The 19,878-nt window shown below is 41.1% G+C and carries 17 protein-coding genes; 4 read left to right on the top strand and 13 right to left on the bottom strand.

Annotated features, from left to right (window positions below):
- Positions 1–73: 73 nt before the first annotated feature.
- On the bottom strand, positions 74–1,171 hold the full coding sequence (gene ubiE, locus LK453_RS13350) for a bifunctional demethylmenaquinone methyltransferase/2-methoxy-6-polyprenyl-1,4-benzoquinol methylase UbiE (RefSeq protein ID WP_201535937.1): 1,098 nt from the start codon (positions 1,169–1,171) through the stop codon (positions 74–76).
- A 366-nt stretch (positions 1,172–1,537) separates the two neighbouring features.
- Positions 1,538–2,218 carry an FFLEELY motif protein gene (locus LK453_RS13345; RefSeq protein WP_007393915.1) on the bottom strand — a complete coding sequence of 227 codons (681 nt, stop codon included), beginning with the start codon at positions 2,216–2,218 and terminating at the stop codon, positions 1,538–1,540.
- A 392-nt stretch (positions 2,219–2,610) separates the two neighbouring features.
- Here LK453_RS13345 and LK453_RS13340 point away from each other — a divergent pair, with 392 nt between their 5' ends.
- Positions 2,611–4,281, top strand: a complete 1,671-nt coding sequence (locus LK453_RS13340) for an ATPase (RefSeq protein ID WP_201535940.1) — start codon at positions 2,611–2,613, stop codon at positions 4,279–4,281.
- Between the two features lie 234 nt (positions 4,282–4,515).
- Positions 4,516–6,129 (top strand): inorganic phosphate transporter, encoded by a 1,614-nt coding sequence (locus LK453_RS13335; RefSeq protein ID WP_201535942.1) that lies wholly within the window; start codon positions 4,516–4,518, stop codon positions 6,127–6,129.
- Positions 6,130–6,313: 184 nt separating this feature from the next.
- On the opposite strand, the gene LK453_RS13330 is transcribed toward LK453_RS13335, so the two are convergent.
- Positions 6,314–6,829 (bottom strand): hypothetical protein, encoded by a 516-nt coding sequence (locus LK453_RS13330; protein ID WP_007393911.1) that lies wholly within the window; start codon positions 6,827–6,829, stop codon positions 6,314–6,316.
- A gap of 310 nt (positions 6,830–7,139) precedes the next feature.
- On the opposite strand from LK453_RS13330, the gene recJ reads away from it, so the two are divergent.
- Complete coding sequence (gene recJ, locus LK453_RS13325) at positions 7,140–8,987, top strand: single-stranded-DNA-specific exonuclease RecJ (RefSeq protein ID WP_201535944.1); 1,848 nt, start codon at positions 7,140–7,142, stop codon at positions 8,985–8,987.
- Between the two features lie 129 nt (positions 8,988–9,116).
- On the opposite strand, the gene LK453_RS13320 is transcribed toward recJ, so the two are convergent.
- From LK453_RS13320 to mrdA, 10 genes are all read right to left on the bottom strand, one after another.
- Positions 9,117–9,752, bottom strand: a complete 636-nt coding sequence (locus LK453_RS13320; RefSeq protein WP_007393909.1) for a trimeric intracellular cation channel family protein — start codon at positions 9,750–9,752, stop codon at positions 9,117–9,119.
- Positions 9,753–9,960: 208 nt separating this feature from the next.
- Positions 9,961–10,398 carry a ClpXP protease specificity-enhancing factor gene (locus LK453_RS13315; RefSeq protein WP_201535956.1) on the bottom strand — a complete coding sequence of 146 codons (438 nt, stop codon included), beginning with the start codon at positions 10,396–10,398 and terminating at the stop codon, positions 9,961–9,963.
- 81 nt (positions 10,399–10,479) lie between these two features.
- Entirely contained in the window at positions 10,480–11,094 is a 615-nt protein-coding gene (locus LK453_RS13310; protein ID WP_201527628.1) for a glutathione S-transferase N-terminal domain-containing protein, read from the bottom strand.
- A gap of 156 nt (positions 11,095–11,250) precedes the next feature.
- A complete protein-coding gene (locus LK453_RS13305; RefSeq protein WP_007393905.1) occupies positions 11,251–11,967 on the bottom strand; it encodes a cytochrome c1 in 717 nt (238 codons plus the stop codon).
- On the bottom strand, positions 11,967–13,172 hold the full coding sequence (locus LK453_RS13300) for a cytochrome b (RefSeq protein WP_201527932.1): 1,206 nt from the start codon (positions 13,170–13,172) through the stop codon (positions 11,967–11,969). The genes LK453_RS13305 and LK453_RS13300 overlap by 1 nt, the downstream gene beginning before the upstream one ends.
- A 23-nt stretch (positions 13,173–13,195) precedes the next feature.
- Entirely contained in the window at positions 13,196–13,780 is a 585-nt protein-coding gene (gene petA / locus LK453_RS13295) for a ubiquinol-cytochrome c reductase iron-sulfur subunit (protein ID WP_044297964.1), read from the bottom strand.
- 307 nt (positions 13,781–14,087) lie between these two features.
- The gene (gene rpsI, locus LK453_RS13290) at positions 14,088–14,474 is read right to left on the bottom strand and encodes a 30S ribosomal protein S9 (RefSeq protein WP_007393902.1); all 387 of its coding nucleotides are present in this window, start codon (positions 14,472–14,474) and stop codon (positions 14,088–14,090) included.
- A gap of 21 nt (positions 14,475–14,495) precedes the next feature.
- Positions 14,496–14,924 carry a 50S ribosomal protein L13 gene (gene rplM, locus LK453_RS13285; RefSeq protein WP_007393901.1) on the bottom strand — a complete coding sequence of 143 codons (429 nt, stop codon included), beginning with the start codon at positions 14,922–14,924 and terminating at the stop codon, positions 14,496–14,498.
- A 192-nt stretch (positions 14,925–15,116) separates the two neighbouring features.
- Positions 15,117–15,833, bottom strand: coding sequence for a 16S rRNA (guanine(966)-N(2))-methyltransferase RsmD (gene rsmD / locus LK453_RS13280; protein WP_201535966.1), 717 nt, complete (start codon positions 15,831–15,833; stop codon positions 15,117–15,119).
- An 88-nt stretch (positions 15,834–15,921) separates the two neighbouring features.
- Positions 15,922–17,925: a penicillin-binding protein 2 gene (mrdA, locus tag LK453_RS13275; protein ID WP_201535969.1), complete on the bottom strand. Its 2,004-nt coding sequence runs from the start codon at positions 17,923–17,925 to the stop codon at positions 15,922–15,924.
- A gap of 490 nt (positions 17,926–18,415) precedes the next feature.
- On the opposite strand from mrdA, the gene LK453_RS13270 reads away from it, so the two are divergent.
- Complete coding sequence (locus LK453_RS13270; protein ID WP_201535972.1) at positions 18,416–19,744, top strand: DUF445 domain-containing protein; 1,329 nt, start codon at positions 18,416–18,418, stop codon at positions 19,742–19,744.
- Positions 19,745–19,878 lie beyond the last annotated feature (134 nt).

The raw sequence follows: 19,878 nt of genomic DNA, 5'->3' as shown, positions 1-19,878 counted from the left end.
CTAAAATCTGATTTTAGTCTGGTAAATAGAAGCAGAAGACTAAACATTAATACTGTCTGCTGCTTCTAAGGTTTTATTTTTTGAAGCCACGGTGAACGGCAACGATACCTGCCGTTAAGTTATGATAATCACAGTTTACAAAGCCAGCATTTTCCATCATGTTTTTCAGCGTTTGCTGATTAGGATGCATGCGGATTGATTCAGCTAAGTACTGATAGCTCTCAGAGTCATTGGCGACAATCTTACCCATAAGCGGTAACGCCGTAAACGAGTATAGATCGTAAGCTTTTGATAATGGCTCAAAGATAGGTTTTGAGAACTCTAAAATAAGCAGACGTCCACCTGGCTTCAATACACGGTACATAGCACGCAGGGCAGCATCTTTGTCAGTCACGTTACGTAGACCAAAGCTGATAGTCAATAAGTCGAAGCTTTCATCTTCAAAAGGCGCTAAGGTTTCAGCGTTTGCTAAAACGAAATCAACGTTATTACAGCCAGCATTGATAAGACGCTCACGTCCCACGTCCAACATGGCCGCGTTAATGTCTGATAAAACGACTCTACCGTTACGACCGACTTCACGGCTAAACGCTTTTGCTAAATCACCTGTACCGCCGGCAATATCTAGCACATGTTGACCGGCACGAACGCCCGATAAACTGATGGTATAGCGCTTCCATAAGCGGTGAATACCAAAAGACATCAAGTCATTCATAATGTCGTATTTTTTGGCTACTGAAGTGAACACATCTGCCACTTTGGCCTGTTTTTCCGCCTTTTTAACTTTTTTATAACCAAAATGAGTCTCTTCAAGACCATCGGTATCTGGCGTATGTGGGTTGTTAATATCATCTTTGGGATTAAAACGCGGCACTTCTGATTGACCAGTTAAATCCGCAAAGTTTTGGTTAGGCTGAGTTTGATTGTTTTGAGTTTGATTGTTCTGAGTTTGAGCATTAAAAGGACGAGTAGTCTGTTGTCCTTGCGGTGTGCCGGCAGGCAACTCAGAGACATCACTGAACTGGTCATTTAAAACGGTTTGTTGCGCTGAGCTTGACTGTAAAGACTGTTGCACTTGAGCATTGGTCTGATGATTGTGGTCAATACTGTCTTTTACCAACTTATCTTGTAGGCTAGCAGTATCATTGTTTTGATTGTTGGATTGGCTCATTATAGATCCTGATTTTATTATGTATGAGATAGTAAATAGACGTTAAAAAAGGCATTAACATTAAAATTAACAGCGTACTTATTTGACTTATGTGAATCTCAATTTATTGACTATACGCTTCTTAATTCTGAAATTTTTGATTTTAAAATTTTTAATTTGAGATATCGCGGTACTTTATACCTTCAAATGTCGATGAGGGTAGATGATATTCGCGGCTTCTGAGAGCACATTTAATGACAGTATTTTTTAATCATCGTCTCTGTAATCATAATACCCTAAATAGCGAGCAGCTGCTTGAGGTTGATAGCTGCTCACCTTACGTTAACTCACTGTGATACTTTAAATCACAAAGGTTTAAAGTACAGATTATGACCCGCGGTGAACTTCATCGATAATGGCGAGTTCACGCTCACAGAATGGATCTATAAAGCTGCCCACACTTTTCAGAGGTTTCATCGCTGAAAATCCTGAATCAATAAAGTCATATAAAGGTTGTAGGTTACGCTTATATGCTTGATTTTTCACTAGTTTAAAAGACTTTTGTAAGATAAATGAGTTTAAATATTTATCACTGCGATAGCATACTTGTCTTAAATCTTCGATTTGCTGACGGCGCGCTGCTTCATCATTCACTTCAACATAGGCCGCTTTCATGTTCTCTTCATTGACCGCTAAATCATTCTCAAGTAGCCACTGAGCCAATTTAAGATCAAGTTCGGTAGAGGTAATCGCTGTTTCTACACCTAGAGTACCAGTTTCTAAAGCCGCAGAAGGGGCTAATTTCTCAACTTTTTGAGCTTTTGGTACAATTTTTTCTAGCTGACTGACGATTTGATTTAAGCTGTCACCACCATACAAATGTGTTAGAAAATAGTCTGCCATCGGTTTGTTTTTTGGTTGAGAAAAAAGATCAGCGTGGGTTTTGCGAATCCGGTCTTTCTGCCAGTTTTGTACTTCGGCTAATTTGGCAGCAAGTTGTGGATTATCATGATGGGGTAAGTCCCAGAACTGCTTTAACTTAACATTTAGATCGGATAGGGCAGACATAGATAGACTCCTGATTATTATTAAAAAAGTGTTAAAAAAATATAACGTAAGTTATGGTGCAAAGTATTAAATTATTATCATTTTAAGTAAAAGTATTTGAATAAAAACGGTTTACGTAACAGTATCTGATAAAGATTATGCCGCAAAGGATTTGCCTTGTCATAAATTTGTGGCAATGTATTAAGCGGATGTTTTATAGTTAATAACATTAGTGACAAACAAGCTAATTAACCTTATTTTACCAAACCTAGTTTTGATTATGATAATACTATATGTAAGTGCTAGATAATATCAAAGCCTAACATCAATTATATGTATAAGACCTGTATAGACCATATAACGTACTGTCATTGATAACACAAATAATGGATAACCGATTAAAGGATAAGTAAATGTCTAAAGATAATAAAAATGAAGTAAAAGAATTGCGTATTACTGCCGATCCTTTGAGTAAGTTTCATATGGATGAAGATGAGCTGCGTCTAGAATTAGTTAAAGCGCAATATGCGCTGCGTGAGACACGGCAACAAGGACAAGCAACGGGTCTTTTGGTATTAGTAAATGGTATGGAGTATTCAGGTAAAGGCGCCGCTGTGACTCAACTACGTCAGTGGGTAGACCCTAGATTACTGAACGTAGAAGCCACTAACGGTACTGTACCCAGTCATTATGAGCCTATTTGGCAGGCCCATGTCACAAAGCTTCCTCGTCATGGCAATATTACTGCTTATTTTGGCAACTGGTATGCAGACCTTATTGAAGGGGCTTTGCTACTCATGAAGCAAGACAAATCTGATGCCAAAAAAGACGAGGGGGAAGAGTTTGAGGCTTGGGAGATTTATCTACGTCAGCAACTAAATTTATTGGCAGAATTCGAAGCCGATCTAATCAATAACCATACTAAGCTTTTAAAATGTTGGTTCCATATCGATGAGGAAACTTTAAAGTACCGCATAAAGGATGATAAAGAAGATCCAGAGTGGTTATATCACATGGATTGGCAAGACAAAAAGAAAGTGAAGCGATTCAATAAAATAGCCAAGGTAATCTTGAGCCAGCAGCAAGACTGGGTAGTTATCGATGGTAGCGACCCTGAAGATGTTACTGAAAATAAAGTTAAAAAAGCCTATAAAGACCAAGGCTACAATCAAGAAGCCAACCTACAGTTTTGCCATGAAGTACTACATGCGACCCAAAATGCCTTATTGAGCAGTCAACAACATGACAGTCAACATCCCTTAGTGTCTAATATCAGCCGAAATATAAACGCTGCTTTTTCATGGGCAGATGTACCCGATAAATTAACGGATATAGATGACCCAGACATGGGCAAATCAGATTATCAGAAAGCGCTTGCTAAAAAACAGAGCCGTCTGGCTGAACTGCTACGTGCTCGTGCTAATAAAGCAAATCAAAAAGGAGACTCTGAAGCTAACAATCACCATGTGATATTCGCTTTTGAAGGAATGGATGCAGCCGGCAAAGGCGGGGCTATTAAGCGATTGGTTGCCCCTTTAGATCCTCGCGAATATCAAATCTATAACATCTCTGCGCCAAATCAGATGGAATTGCAGCATCCTTATTTATGGCGATTCTGGAAGCGTCTGCCTGAATTTTCGCCCAATATAAAAGAAGAACGTTTGAGTCGAATTGCCATTTTTGACAGAACTTGGTACGGGCGAGTCTTGGTTGAAAGAATTGAAGGGTTCGCTAGTGAACAGGCTTGGCAGCGCGCTTATGAAGAAATTAATCGCATGGAGCGTGATTTGGCAGAAAAAGGGACCATTATTATCAAATATTGGCTGGCCATAGACAAGCAAGAGCAGTTAGAGCGCTTTGAGGGCCGGAAGGACACACCGCACAAACAATTTAAGCTTACCGAAGATGATTGGCGCAATCGTGATAAATGGCAAGACTATGTTCAAGCCGCTGCTGATATGCTCGCACGGACCAATACTAAGCATGCACCTTGGCATGTGGTAGCCACTAATGACAAGCGTACAGCACGATTAGCAGTGTTAGATCATGCCATTGCTCAATTGGAGAAAGTGATTAAAATTTGAACTAAAAAAAACAGATGTTTCAAGTTTAACCTTACGAGGGTATAATATAGCCAGTTTATATTTCGCTGGCGTTAAACCTTGTTAATTAATGCCAAAAACACGGTGATAAATTAGGCTCAAGCCAAGGTTACACCGTGTTTAAAAATGTCTCGATCAAATGGACTTGTACTAACTCATTGAAGCCCCGATTTCTCGGGGTTTTACATTTTCACCTCCGATTGGCTCAGAAATATCATGCTTCCAAAGTCAACTACACCTAGTGGTACCCATTTTAAGGGGTCAGGAAAAGCAAACCTTATCTTTGGTCTTTTCCTTGTTGTTATTACTGCCTACTTTATTTGGTGGGGCTTAGATTATACTAACCATCAGCAAGTATTACTGTTTATTGTAGCCACTTTGTTTGGCATCTTTATGGCCTTTAATATTGGCGGTAACGATGTTGCTAACTCATTTGGTACATCAGTAGGGGCCGGCACCCTAACCATTCCACAGGCTTTAGCAGTTGCTGCTATTTTTGAAGTGTCTGGAGCGGTTATTGCTGGCGGCGAAGTCACAGATACGATCCGTAAAGGTATTGTCGATCTTGATGCGTTAGGCCCAGCGGTTACCCCGAATTTATTTATCTACGTGATGTTGTCTGCTTTAATTGCGGCTGCATTTTGGTTGTTATTTGCTACCAAAAAGGGGCTTCCTGTTTCTACCACTCACTCAATTATTGGGGGTGTCGTCGGTAGTTCGGTGGTCATGGGGATTCAAATTGGCGGCACAGAAACAGCACTATCTACCGTGCAGTGGAGCCAGGTCGGTGAAATCGCTATTTCTTGGGTATTGTCTCCCTTATTAGGCGGTTGTTTGGCCTATTTCTTATATGGTCAAATTAAGTCAAATATTTTGGCTTATAACGACCGTGCTGAAGAGCGCGTAAAAGAATTGAAAGCGGCCAAAAAAGCCCTCAAAAAACGTCATAAAGAATGGCTAAACGAGCTGGCAGAATCTCTACAAATTTCTTATACCTCAAAGATGGTACGTGACCAAGAGATTTATAAAGATGAAGACACAGAGCGTGATGATTTAGAGACCGATTATTACCAAGAACTGTTTGATATCGAGCGTGAAAGAGATAGTATTGATACGCTTAAAGCTCTACGTAATTGGGTTCCCTTGATTGCAGCCTTTGGTGGGGTAGTAATGACCGCCATGGTAGTATTCAAAGGGTTAAGCAACGTAAACATGACGTTGACCTCATTGCATGGCTTCTTGCTAATGATTATGATTGGGGCGCTGATTTGGTTAACCACTTACATTTATACCAAGAGTATCAAAGGTAAGCAAAAAGAAGACCTAACACGTGCCACTTTTATCCTGTTTAGTTGGATGCAAGTATTTACCGCTGCTGGTTTTGCCTTTAGTCATGGTGCTAACGATATTGCCAACGCTGTGGGTCCTTTTGCAGCGATTATGGACGTTATTCGTACCAATACTATTGCCAGTGAAGCGGCAGTTCCTGCCCCTGTTATGATAACTTTTGGTGTGGCGTTAATTGTTGGCTTATGGTTTATCGGTAAAGAAGTTATCCAGACGGTCGGTACCAACCTTGCAGAAATGCACCCTGCTTCTGGTTTCTCAGCTGAACTATCAGCAGCGACCGTGGTAATGGGGGCGTCTATGATGGGATTACCGGTTTCAAGTACACACGTATTAGTAGGTGCAGTACTGGGCATTGGTATGGTCAACAAAAATACCAACTGGGGGCTAATGAAGCCTATCGGTCTAGCTTGGGTGATTACTTTACCGGCAGCCGCAACAATGTCTATGATTAGCTACCTCATTTTGACCAATATTTTCTAAACAAGCACTTTTTTGACCAAAGCTAGGTCAGTGTTGTTTAAGTTAGAATTGGTTAAATTAAAATGGCACAGAAAATTGTCATAGACGTTTGTTAAACTTTCTAAAAAGCTAAAAATAAAGCCCCCATAATATATGGGGGCTTTATTTTTAGCTTTTTATGGGTTTAGCATTAAGCCGATAGATCTCACACATTGCTACCATGTTGGTTTTGCTGCAGGCCTTTGGCCAATTTATAACACTCATCAATGTGGTCATTGGCAATCTTTTTAAAGATCATATAGCCCATAGTCGCTGCCACCATTTGGCCCCCTAGAGGAACAAATTTAGTTACTTGTTTGGCCACAATACGTCCACCATAACCTTGAACGGTCTTTTTAACAACACCACGGGTAGCCATTAAACCGGCGAAATCTACAGCACGGTTTTTCATTTCGCTCCAATGAATTTCTTTGGCATCTAAATCGATAGCAGATTCGCGTTCAGATATAAGACCAAAACGGGCGCTAATTTCAGGTAATAATTGAGTTAACATGCCCGCATCGATAGCGACGTCAACGAAAGGGACCGGAATGATAGCAGCACCTGCAGACAGTTTAGCGCGTTTTTTGACCAGCTGTTGGCACTCTTTTTTAATCTGTTCTAAGTTTAAGTCAGGATCAATAGTTTCAGGTAGTTTTTCAGCTGCAGGAAGAGTTATCATGAAGCATCCTTATAGTAGGTAGTATAATAATCAAGGTTATGGACTTATAAGACAAAGTCCGATTTATGTGCTATCTATTAATAGACAAGTAGGTAATAGACAAATAGGTTATAGAGAGCTATCTGCTTGTAAACGAGAAGTTTAAAGGCTCCACCATTTGACACAAGTGCTAGTTTGTATCTACAACCCATAACACCGTAAGTTTTGTAAAAATATTATTATTTTATTTTAAAAATCATTCTTTTACTATAAGAATGCTTAACAAAATGTCGCATTTTTTATTCCTTTAATGAGTTAAATATTAAAAACTATGTTGAATTTAACCCCTCGTTTTACTGGCAAATTACCAGATGATCTGCCTGAAAATTTACAAACTTTGTATCAGCAATCACCAACTTTAACGCGTTTATTTTTGGCAAGAGGTGTCGACAGTAGCGATGAGCTTGAATATGGTTTATCGAGCTTATTGCCTGCTGATGGTCTAAAAGATATCGATAAAGCGGTTCAGATATTGGATGAGGCGATTGAGCAGCAGCAACGCATTTTAATCGTGGGTGACTTTGATTGTGACGGGGCGACCAGTACCGCATTAATGATGAGGGTATTGACCGAAATGGGCGCTCAAGTCGACTTTGTGGTGCCAGATAGATTTAAATATGGCTATGGTCTGACTCCAGAGATAGTGCAATTGGGTATTGATCAGTATGCACCTGAGGTGATTGTCACTGTAGACAATGGTATTTCCAGCCATGAAGGGGTGGCTAAAGCCAATGAGAACAATATCAGCGTAGTTATTACTGACCATCATTTAACCACAAAGCCCAACCCAGCAGCGGATGCGGTAGTTAATCCCAACCAGCTGCAATGTACATTTGACAGCAAAGCTTTGGTGGGTGTGGGTGTGGCGTTCTATCTATTAGGGCGGCTATCAAAGTATCGACGTGAAGCGGGGCGCTCAAGCGTGCAAGTAAGTCGTTATCTAGACTTAGTGGCGTTGGGGACGATAGCCGATGTTGGGGTATTGGATCACAATAACCGAACTTTAGTTGCCCATGGCTTAGTGGCCATCCGCGAAGGTCGCTGTTCTTTAGGTATCTTAGCTTTACTTGAGCTTGCTGGCCGTGATCCGCGAAAAATGACAGTGCAGGATTTTGGCTTTGTGATTGGACCTCGTATCAACGCCGCTGGACGTATGGACAACATGAGTATCGGTATTGAATGTTTAATCGCCGATAGTATGGAAGACGCTAAGCGTTTGGCATTTGAGTTAGATAAGCTGAATAAAGAACGTCGCTATGTGGAAGGGGGGATGCGTGATCAGGCTGATGATATCCTACGTCAATTACAGTCGTCTCAAGACTCAGATTCTGATGAAAATAGTAGTCAGCTGTTAGCCCAGCACTCTCAATCAAACCAGTCAGATACAGATGTAATTACTGAAGACAAATCTAAACCTAGTGACTTACGTAGTTTAATCTTATATCAAGACGATTGGCATCAAGGGGTGATTGGTATTGTGGCAGGTAGGCTCAAAGAAACCCATTATCGCCCAGCAATAGTTTTTGCGCCAGCTGATGACACCAAGCTAGGTGCCGAAGATGCCATTAAGGGCTCGGCCAGATCTATTCCCGGTATTCATATTCGAGATGCCATTGAAAGCATCGCAGAGGGCGATCCTGAGTTGATTACTCATTTTGGGGGTCATGCTATGGCCGCTGGTCTAACGCTCAAGAAAAAGGATTTTGAGGCCTTTGCCAAAGCTTTTGAAGACTTAATGCAGACCTATGATGCTTCAGTATTTGAAGAAGAGCAATTTACCGATGGTAATTTATTGGCACAGGATTTTAGCCTACAGTTTGTAGAGTCTTTGACCCAAGGCTATATCTGGGGACATGGCTTTGTGCCCCCTCAATTTGACGGGGTATTTGAAGTAATAGAGACGCGCATCTTAAAAGACAAGCATCTAAAACTTTCTTTGAGATATCCTGGAGTGCTGTATCCGATTGATGCTATCTGGTTTAATTATGACAATGCTAAGTGGGACTATAGAGCCAAAGAGGTACACGTGTTATTTGAATTAGACATTAATGAATGGAATGGCAATCAAAATATTCAGTTGATGGTTAGAGATTTAGCAGTGGTTGAAATAGCACCGTAATGGATATTTCATATTTCAGTGTTTATATGAACGCTGTTTTTAGTGCTTAAATTAAAGTATCTTTTAATAAATAAAAAAGCCCAACTGTCGAAGTATGGGCTTTTTTGTGTCTTAGTTTGTATATTAGTTTTAGTCGACCAAGCGTATAGAGGGTAAGTGCCAGTCGAATCTTAGGGCTAGAACCCGTATGATAAAAATAACCCCTAAAGTAATTAAATCATTCATACCTGTTTGAAGCCCTAAGGCATCCATCACTAAATAAAAGCATGAACCTATCACACTGGCGGTAATATAAATCTCTTTCTGTAACACTAGGGGGATCTCATTACAAATAATATCTCTCACCAGTCCGCCAACAATGGCAGTACACACGCCCATAAGAATGGCGATAACAGGAGCCACCCCTTGGGAAAGAGCGACCTTTAACCCAATGACGCTGAAGGCCGCCAAACCAATGGCATCAAAAAGTTTAACTGCGGTATCAATCTTATGGTACAGATGGAAGAATATCTGTAAGGCCAGGGAGGTAATGGTAATAACGATAACGTAGTTTAAATCAGTCATCCAAAATAAGGGATGACGGTCTAAGACCACATCTCGTATAGTTCCACCACCAATCGCATTTGCCATAGAGACTAAAATACAGCCTGCAATATCAAATCCTTTATGTTGAGCAAGCAAAGTACCCGCTATGGCACAGGCAATGACACCGATCATATCAAATAGATAAATTAATATGTCCGGACTGATGGAATAATTGGGCATGGCATCATCACACAATAAGTTAATGGGTGGACTGTCTTTTTACGCCAATAAAGCCTTTTTTTGGCGCAAATAAAAGGTCTCTAAAAAAGAGACCTTTCTATTATCAATGGTTTTTAGCAATTTAAATAGCTTAAGTTCAAATGTATAAACTCAAATACATAAGTCAAATCGCTTAAATTAAACCACTTAAAATAAAGCCTGATAACAACTATTTAAGGATTTTTAGACCCGCTTTTTTGGCGCGCTCAACCGTATCTGCTTTAGCAGCCGGTGCAGATTTAGGGGCTTCAGAAGCTTCAGGAACAAAATCATCATATTCTGAAGGGTCAAATGGCATGGCTATAGATTGGTTTTCTTTCGCAAACAGCGCCATCACTGCTGGCATAGGAATCCATAACTCACGAGAGACACCACCAAATCGCGCATTAAAATTAATATAATTATTGTCTATGGTCATATTGCCAGTAGCTTGGCTGGCAATGTTTAGTACAATTTGTCCATTTTGGACATGCTCAGTAGGAATAACTAAGTTTTCTTGGGTGGCATCTACCAATAAATAAGGGGTAAGCGCATTGTCCTCTAACCACTCATAAAAGGCTCTAATCATATAAGGACGAGTAGGCGTTAATTTTAGGTCTTCTGTCATGGTAACCTCTTGTTATAATAAATTTTAACCGCTTTTAAACATTATTAATGAGATGAATTTTTGAGATAGAGAAGAATAAGGTTAATCGATAGTTTGTAAAAAGCTTTCACGCTCAAAAATTCGTTTTTGATAGTCAATTAAAGGCCGACATAAATGAGTAGGCAGCTGAATTTGCATCTCATCTAGGCGATATAGCATAGCGCCCAGTAGCACATCACACCACCCAAAGTCGTCCGACATAAAATAATTAGTTTGACCAAATATCGGTGACAAAGTAACTAGCGCATCAGAAAGCTTTTGGCGGGCAATTTGTGCCTGCTGTAAATTTAGGCTGTCTTTATGCGTTAACAGTATCCGCCCCAGTTTTAACCAATCGTTTTGAATGCGCCAAGCCAACTGACGTTGCAGTGCTTTTTGCTTTGGAGTATCTGGCAATAGCTTATGACCATGATATCGGTCTTCCAAATACTCAAAGATAACGTTGAGCTCATACAAACTAAAATCGCGGTGTACCAAAACGGGTATCGTATTGTAGGGATTAAGCTGACGTAAATCTTCAGGGCGCTCGCTGTCCAAAAGGGACAAATAATATTTTGTCTTTTTTTCTGCTAACAAAAGCCGAACCACGTGACTATCGTAGCCGTCATCGGCATACAATATAATTTGGCTGTCAGGAATGTCTTTAGGATCAATCATAGACTACATAAAGCAATAAATAGATTAGCATAGTACCCAAACTGCCTAGGTTAATCAATTGCAGAATTTTTACTAAATATAAGCCATAAAAAAAGACGATAGAATTCTATCGTCTTTTTTTGGTCAATTGTCTATTTCATTTAGAGTAGGGAGAGACTATTTAACGTCTTTCCAGAACTCTTTATTTAATAGATAAACTGGGATTAATAAAATCAATAAGAAGATGATCACAAAGAAACCATAGCGTTTACGATCTGCGCGAACTGGATCTGCCATCCACGCCATATAGTTTACTAGGTCACCCACACGGCTACGATATTCCTCTTCACCTAACTCATTTTGCAAGTTCATCAGTACGTGAGGCATAGCAGCATTATGTAGCACTAAGTTATTAGCGCCCCAAGGACGGCTAGGATCTTCGTAGAAACTTAGTAGATAAGTATATACCCAGTCATCACCACGTAGACGAGTCTCTAAAGACAAGTCAGGTGGTGGTGCACCAAACCAACCGGCTTGAATTTCTGGGTCAATACCGTTATCAATATGATCACCCACTTGATCTGAAGTTACCAATAAGTACTTCTCAACCAATTCAGGTGGAATTTCTAAGTCTTGAGCGATACGAGAGTGACGCACATACTTAGCAGTGTGACAACCGGCACAGTAGTTCATAAACATGGTAGCACCACGTTGTAATGAACCTTTGTTATTAAAGTCGATAGGTGCAGTACTACACGCTAAATGCTCTTCAACACCTTCAGCATTGGTAAATGTACCACAACCGCTAGCACCTGAAGCTTGTGCTGATGTGGCAGCAAATGCCATAGCCACACCAAAACCTAAGCCGGTCAATGATTTAGTTAAAGCACTCATTAGTGACCTCCAGTAACGCGTTCAGGTGGTTGCTTACATGTCTCAATTGACGTATAAATCGGCATCAATAAGAAATATAAGAAGTACAAGATGGTGAAAATACGACCTAAGATTGTGTTAACTGGAGTCGCTGGTGCAACACCTAAGTAACCTAATACTAGGAAGCTAACTACGAAGATACCCAAAGCAATCTTAGATAGAATACCTTTGTAACGAATCGACTTAACTGGTGAACGGTCTAACCAAGGTAACAAGAACAACATAGCAATTGCGCCACCCATGGCAATAACACCACCTAACTTATCAGGTACCGCACGTAAGATTGCATAGAATGGCGTGTAATACCAAACTGGCGCAATGTGTGGCGGTGTTTTTAATGAGTTAGCTACTTCGAAGTTTGGTTTTTCTAAGAAGAAACCACCACCTTCTGGGAAGAAGAATACTACGGCGAAGAAGATAATAAAGAATACCACGATACCAACCATGTCATGCACAGTGTAGTAAGGGTGGAAAGGTACGCCATCAAGCGGAATACCATTTTTATCTTTAAGCTTCTTAATATCAACGCCATCAGGGTTGTTAGAGCCCACATGGTGAAGCGCAACTAAGTGAATGAATACTAAGCCGACTAACACAAGTGGAATTGCCACAACGTGTAAAGCGAAGAAACGGTTAAGGGTAATACCAGAGATTAGGTAATCACCACGAACCCATTCAGCAAGGCCGTCACCAATAACAGGAATAGCAGCAGGTAAGTTAAGAATAACCTGAGCACCCCAGAATGACATGTTACCCCAAGGTAATAGATAACCGAAGAAGCCTTCCGCCATCAAGCATAGGTAAATACCCATACCGATTAACCAAATAAGCTCACGTGGCTTCTTATATGAGCCATAGAGCATACCGCGGAACATGTGAAGGTAGACCACTACGAAGAATGCAGAAGCACCCGTAGAGTGCATATAACGAATTAACCAACCGCCTTTAACATCACGCATGATGTATTCTACAGAAGCGAAAGCTCCTTCAGCACTTGGATTAAACATCATGGTTAGCCAAATACCAGTTACTAACTGGTTGACCAACACAATCATTGATAACACACCAAAGAAATACCAAAAGTTAAAGTTTTTTGGTGCGTAGTACTTTGACATATGATATTCATAGGTCTCAGTAGCAGGGAAGCGGGCATCAACCCAACCCATCATTCTTTTACCAAAGCTCATGATTATGCCTCCCCGACAGTTAAGATAGGACCATCTACGCTGTATTCCGGTATTGGTAAGTTTAACGGAGCAGGAACACCACTGTAGACACGGCCAGCTAGGTCATACTTCGAACCATGGCAAGGGCAGAAGAATCCACCGAACCAGCTACTACCACCTAGATCGGCAGCACCTACTTCAGGACGGTAGTTAGGGGCACACCCTAAGTGGGTACAAACGCCTTCTACAACTAATACAGTAGGCTCGCGCGAACGAGTAACGTTTTTGGCATATTCAGGTTGTACAGAAGCATCTGAATTTGGATCACTTAGCTGAGGGGTTACCTTCTCTAAGTTATCCAGCATCTCTTTCGTACGTTTAACGACAAAAATTGGCTTACCGCGATATTTAACAACGATCATTTGGCCATCTTCGATAGCACTAATGTCTTGTGTCACGGCAGCACCCGCAGCTTCGGCTTTCGCACTTGGATACCAAGAGCGCACAAATGGTGTGGCCACCGAAGCAACCCCTACTGCGCCTATAGCGGCAGTCGAAGCGATCAGAACTCTACGGCGTTTTATGTTGACGCCTTCGGCATGGCTCATTAAAAACTTCCTCCAGATAAAAGTCATGAAACGACGAGACTTAGTATATAAGTATCTCGGTACGTTTCATACTGGTATGTAAAACCCAATGCAATAAGAAGACAATAACATTTGATTCCATAGTGTTATTTGTCATTAATAATAAATGTTGGGTTACATTGGCTTTGCCTAATATTACTAATTGTGTCTATTCTAAGCTATTTTAGTAATAAAATAAATTCGCATCTGTAAAAATAAAAAAACCCTTGAGTCAACAAGGGTTTTTTTAACATCAAATAAGCAAATACAAGTCTGCCTATCCAATAAATTAACGCTTAGAGAATTGAGGACGTTTACGCGCTTTGCGTAGACCCAATTTCTTACGTTCAACTTGACGTGAGTCACGAGTAACGAAACCAGCTTCTTTAAGAGCAGGCTTAAGAGTTTCGTCAGACTCGATTAGCGCACGAGTGATACCATGACGGATAGCACCGGCTTGACCATTGATACCACCACCTTTAACGGTAGCGTAGATATCGTAGGTTTCAGCTGAATCAAGTAATTCTAGTGGTTGACGAACAACCATGCGTGAAGTTTCACGACCAAAGTATTCATCAAGTGGTTTGCCGTTTACAACGATATTACCAGTACCTTTTGATAAAAAGACGCGGGCAGTTGACGTTTTACGACGACCAGTTCCGTAATTGCGTTCCATAACTTACTCCTGATTATGCGATTAGATGTCTAGTTCTTTAGGCTGCTGGGCGGCATGTGGATGCTCAGTACCAGCATATAGCTTCAACTTCTTAATGGTAGCATAACCAAGAGGGCCTTTAGGTAACATACCTTTTACGGCTTTCAAAAGAACTTCTTCTGGCTTATGAGCAATTAACTTAGTGAAGTTAGTCTCTTTAATGCCGCCAGGATAGCCACTATGACGATAGTATTTTTTGTCTTGGGCTTTCTTACCAGTTACAGCAATCTTGTCTGCATTGATAACAACGATATAATCGCCAGTATCAACATGCGGAGTGAAAGAAGGCTTATGCTTACCGCGTAGGCGAGCAGCAATTTGAGTGGCAAGGCGACCTAAAGTTTTACCTTCAGCATCGACGATATACCAGTCGTGAGTGACCTCAGCGGGCTTTGCACTTTGTGTTTTCATGATTAAACCTTAAGTTATCGAGTGAAGCAGTTATCTGTGAAACAGCTAAACTGCTTCACTGTCGTTGAGAGTGTTGGGGGAAACGGGGCTCTCAAAAAACAGACGCACATTGTAGTCATTGCCCACAAAAAAAGCAATATAAGAATGTAAATAGAGTGCTTTATTTCGCTAAATAAACTTTAGACCAAATATTTATAGTTCTATTTGAATCAGATTAGCGAAGATTTGCCCTACTTTAGTCTCTTTAAGAATTCTGTAATTATAGGACAATCCTTGCAAAGTTTGGGAAAGTTCCCGCTTATCTTCTAAATAAAACAGGGTCTCGGAATTTACCAGTTTATGTTTGATTAATAAATTGAGCATCGGCCCCCATAAATCAAGATCGTAAGGGGGGTCAAGGTAGACCAAATGATAACTCAAAGCATCAGCATTAACTTCAGAACTCGAATCGGCACTATTCTCTTTCGCCATTGACACAGACATATTGAGAGTAGGGATGATGTTAAGGGCATCGCCGACAGAAATTCTAAAGCTAGCAGAAGATAACTTAAGCTTCTGTGCGGTCTGTTCAATCAATCTGGCTTGGCTAGGCTGTAGCTCAATGAAATCTACCCAGTGAGCGCCACGAGACAAGGCTTCAAATCCCAAAACACCACTGCCTGCACAGAGATCTAAAACATTGGCGTCATGCAGCTCAAACTGTATCCAATTAAACAGGGTCTCTCTCAAACGGTCTGGGCTAGGGCGTAGACCTTCCGCTTCTATGAAAGGCACAAATTGACGTCGAAATTGACCGCCTATGATGCGCACCTGTCCTGTCGCTGCACTTTTAGACGCCCCTCTATTAGTAGAAGGTACTGTGCTTTTAGGAGATTGATTTTGACGCCTTCTTTTCGCATTCGTTGCCATAGCCTGTTACATAGCCTTTTAAGTAGAGAGTCTATCGTTAAGTAGAGCCTATCAAGTTTAAGACAAAGCTCGTTACAAATAAGATTATCTATTCTACTGCGACGTTTGCAGCAGGTTTTTCTTTCAGTGCTTTTTCAGCGGCCTCTTTTGCGGCTTTTTCCGCCGCTTCTTTTGCATCACGCTCAGCATCTAAAAGCGCCTTCGCTTCCGCTTTTTGTGCTCTAATAATCTCAAGCTCTTCAGGAGAAGGTGGCACGATTGGGTCGCTTTTACGGCGTAGCATCCAGTAATCAAAAAGCGCTCGGCCAATAGGGGCGGCTGTATGACTACCGCCTCCACCATTTTCTACTAAGACAGCAACAGCGATTTGAGGGTCATCAACTGGTGCAAATCCGGTAAACCAAGCATGGTCCCAATGGCGCTTATCAAGGGCAGATTTATTGTAGCTTTTACCTTGCGCAATAGACTTAACTTGAGCCGTACCTGTTTTACCCGCTATGCGATAACGAGGGGTATAAATGCCTCGGCCTGTGCCTCTTTTAACCGTTTCTTCCATGGCGTCACGCATCTTTAACCAGTCAGCTTCGGTCCCATTGAAATCGATTTGTCCTGTCGGTCTATCGATAGGGTGAACTTCCGCCGCGCCCTCTGAACGTTTCAACATATGCGGTGTTAGTTTTTTACCTAAGTTAGCGGTCATTGCAGTGGCATTGGCTACTTGCAGCGGTGTCGCTAGAAAATAACCTTGACCAATACTGACCGAAATGGTCTCGCCTGGCAGCCAAGCTTTGTCATAGGTATCCATTTTCCATTTGGGTGACGGCATTACCCCTGATTTTTCTCCCGGCAAGTCAATACCTGTCGGGCTACCAAACCCAAAGCGTACCATCCAATCATGGAGTCGCTGAATGCCCATTTGATAAGACAGCTTATAGTAGTAAGTATCCACCGACATTACGATAGACTTGGTTAGGTTAACGGTACCATGTCCGCCTTTTTTCCAGTCACGGAAGCGGTGACTGTCACCGGGCAAGGTAAAGTAGCCTGGATCATAAATAGAGTCATTCCAGCCCATAAGGCCATAGTGAATAGCACCCAACCCCTCAAAAGGCTTAATAGTAGATGCAGGAGGGTACATACCTTGTAGCGCTCTGTTATATAGCGGTTGGTCTGGATCGTCGCGAAGGTTGCCATAGTCTTTAAACGAAATGCCTGACACAAAAGGATTAGGGTCAAAGCTTGGGTTACTGACGAAGGCCAGAACATCTCCGTTTTGAGGGTCAATGGCGACAATAGCGCCACGTCGTCCGTTTAACTGATCTTGAGCGACTTTTTGCAGACCGTAGTCTAAGCTTAAGTAGATGTCATTGCCTGGCGTTGGCGGTGTGCTTTCAAGTTTGCGTAGGATTTCGCCATGAACGTTGGTTTCGACCGCTTGATGCCCCGCTTTGCCTAATAGTAAATCCTCATAGTATTTTTCAATGCCAATTTTACCGATAAGGTCAGTCCCTGCGTAACGCTCCTTATCAATTTCTTTTGACTCTTTGTCATTGATTCGGCCTACATAGCCAATGACGTGAGCGAACAGTTCGTCGTGAGGATAGCTACGCGTTAACTTACTTTGGATGCTAACCCCTTTAAAAAAAGGTTTACGTTCGCTAAACTGCGCCATTTGTTGGTCATTAATACCAATCTTAATGGTAACAGGGTCATTTTTACTTTGCTCTATGCGCGCTAAGATGTCAGTGATGTCTTCATCTGATAACTCAAACACCGGTGCCAGTAACTCAAGAGTGCGCTTTGGGTTCTCGACCTCATCTGGGCTCAGCATAGCGGTAAATACCGGCTTATTATCGGCCAATAAATATCCATTTCTGTCATAGATATAGCCACGAGAAGGCGGGTCGGAAATGAGTTTTACTCGGTTGTTCTCGGCTTGGGTAGTATATTTATCATATGAATAGACTTGTAGATACCAATAGCGAGCCAAAAGAACGGCTAAGCCTAAGAATATAAATAACGCGGCAAATAAAATGCGGTTTAAAAAACTGCGATTTTCTTGACGGATATCTGAGGAGATGGGTTGTTTCATTAAATTTATATACTTAGCAGGATGAAAAATGAAGACAGCGTGTCACGTGAAGGGTAGGCGTAAAGAAGTAAGGGCCAATTTTGTAATTATATCATAACAAATCAAAGCTCATTCTATTAGCCAATGATTTTTAATGGCTTTTAACCATTTTTACAGCGTCACTCTCCTAATCGATTTTTAAGAGTGATTCTGCAAAACTTGGACAAATTTATCTAAATCGAAAGGTTCATTAGACTGAATTTAAAAAGATGAACATGAAGAAGGATGCGTTGCTAAATATTGGGGTATTCTGTTTCGTTTTAAAGCTTGCCTTATAAAATTAGCAGTCCGCTATTGCAGTATAGACGCGTATCAAGCTATTATCAGGTCTCACTAGGACTGGTGAGACGGTTTAAGTAAATCTATAGCGAGTGTGTTAAAATCCTGCACACTAACTATAAACAACATGGAAATAGGTTTCCTCAACCTAAGTATAAGTGATATATCCAACATGTTCTCTTCTATTTGGCAAGTCTTAAGCGCACATCCTGAATTTTTTGCGATGTTAACCATTCCCTTTGTAACGGCATTCGTTACTTGGGCGCATGTATGGATGGCCTTAAAAATGCTATTTTATCCCATTAAGTTTTGGGGTATAAAAATTCCTAATTTCCCTTTTGGCTTTCAAGGTATAGGCTGGCAAGGTATCGTGCCGCGTAAAGCAGGGAAAATATCGGGGGTTATCGTTGACCAAACCTTATCAAAACTAGGGTCTTTAGATGAGTTCTTTCAGGCAATGGAACCTGAAGAAATGGCTGATTTCATTACTCAGACGGTTGATGCCAATCTTGAACGCCTTATTGATGAGATTATGAACGAACGTTCTGCTTCTTTATGGAGCAATCTACCTTATGCACTAAAACGTCGTATTTATAACTATGCGCATGAGCAGTTGCCCACCATTATGAGAGAGTTGGTGGTTGATTTGACCCATAATGTCGAAGAATTGGTGGACATGCGGGAAATGATCGTTCGTACTATGGAAAATGACCGCCGTTTAATGGTTAATATGTTTTTAAAAGTGGGTCAAAAAGAAATTAATTTTATTTGGCACATTAGCGCTTTGATTGGTTTTATCTTTGGTATTGTGCAAATGTTTATTTATTTGCTAGTTCCTCAGCATTGGACAGTGCCATTTTTTGCCGCAATTTGGGGTTTCTTAACCAACTGGATTGCCATTTGGATGGTGTTTAATCCAGTAGAGCCTCACCCTATCAAATATTTAAGACTCTTTAAACGGGTTAAAGGTTTTCCATTTATTGTGCCTGTTATACCTCGAATCGATACGTACAACTGGCAAGGGGGCTTTATGAAGCGTCAGCCAGAGGTCTCAGAAGTATTTGCAGGAATTGTGGTTCAAGAGCTGGTTACCTTAGAGAACATCATGAATGAAATGATGTATGGACCAAAAGCTGCTGAAACCCGTAACTTGATGAAAGACCATTTATACGAAGTATTAGAGTCGCCAGTCGTGAGCACAACATTAAGAGTGGGCTTGGGCAGACGTGAATTTGGACAGTTGAAGAACACTATTATTGACAAATCAATTGATGCCACTATGGTGCCCATTCGCGATCCTGAATTAAATGAAAGTCGCGCTAGTAAAATCTACGGTTTGTTCTGTGAGCGCATTAAAGCGTTAACGCCCTCTGAGTTCCAGAATTTGTTGCGTCCAGCTTTTAGAGAAGATGAGACCACATTAATCATATTAGGCGGGGTCACTGGCTTCTTAGCAGGTTGGCTGCATTTAGTTTTAGTATTTTTCCCTGTTAGTGGATAAGATGTTAAAATATATCATCAGCTAACGCTATTTATATAATCTTTGACACTATATAATAGATACATTGAATCCTATGTGAATATATAGGGTGTAATAGATACTATAATATGAAGCCACTCTGTAGTCTGAGTGGC

The organism is Psychrobacter sanguinis, assembly GCF_020736705.1.
Classification (GTDB): domain Bacteria; phylum Pseudomonadota; class Gammaproteobacteria; order Pseudomonadales; family Moraxellaceae; genus Psychrobacter; species Psychrobacter sanguinis.
Note: the sequence above shows the minus strand (reverse complement) of the source record. Positions and strands in the feature narration are given on the sequence as shown.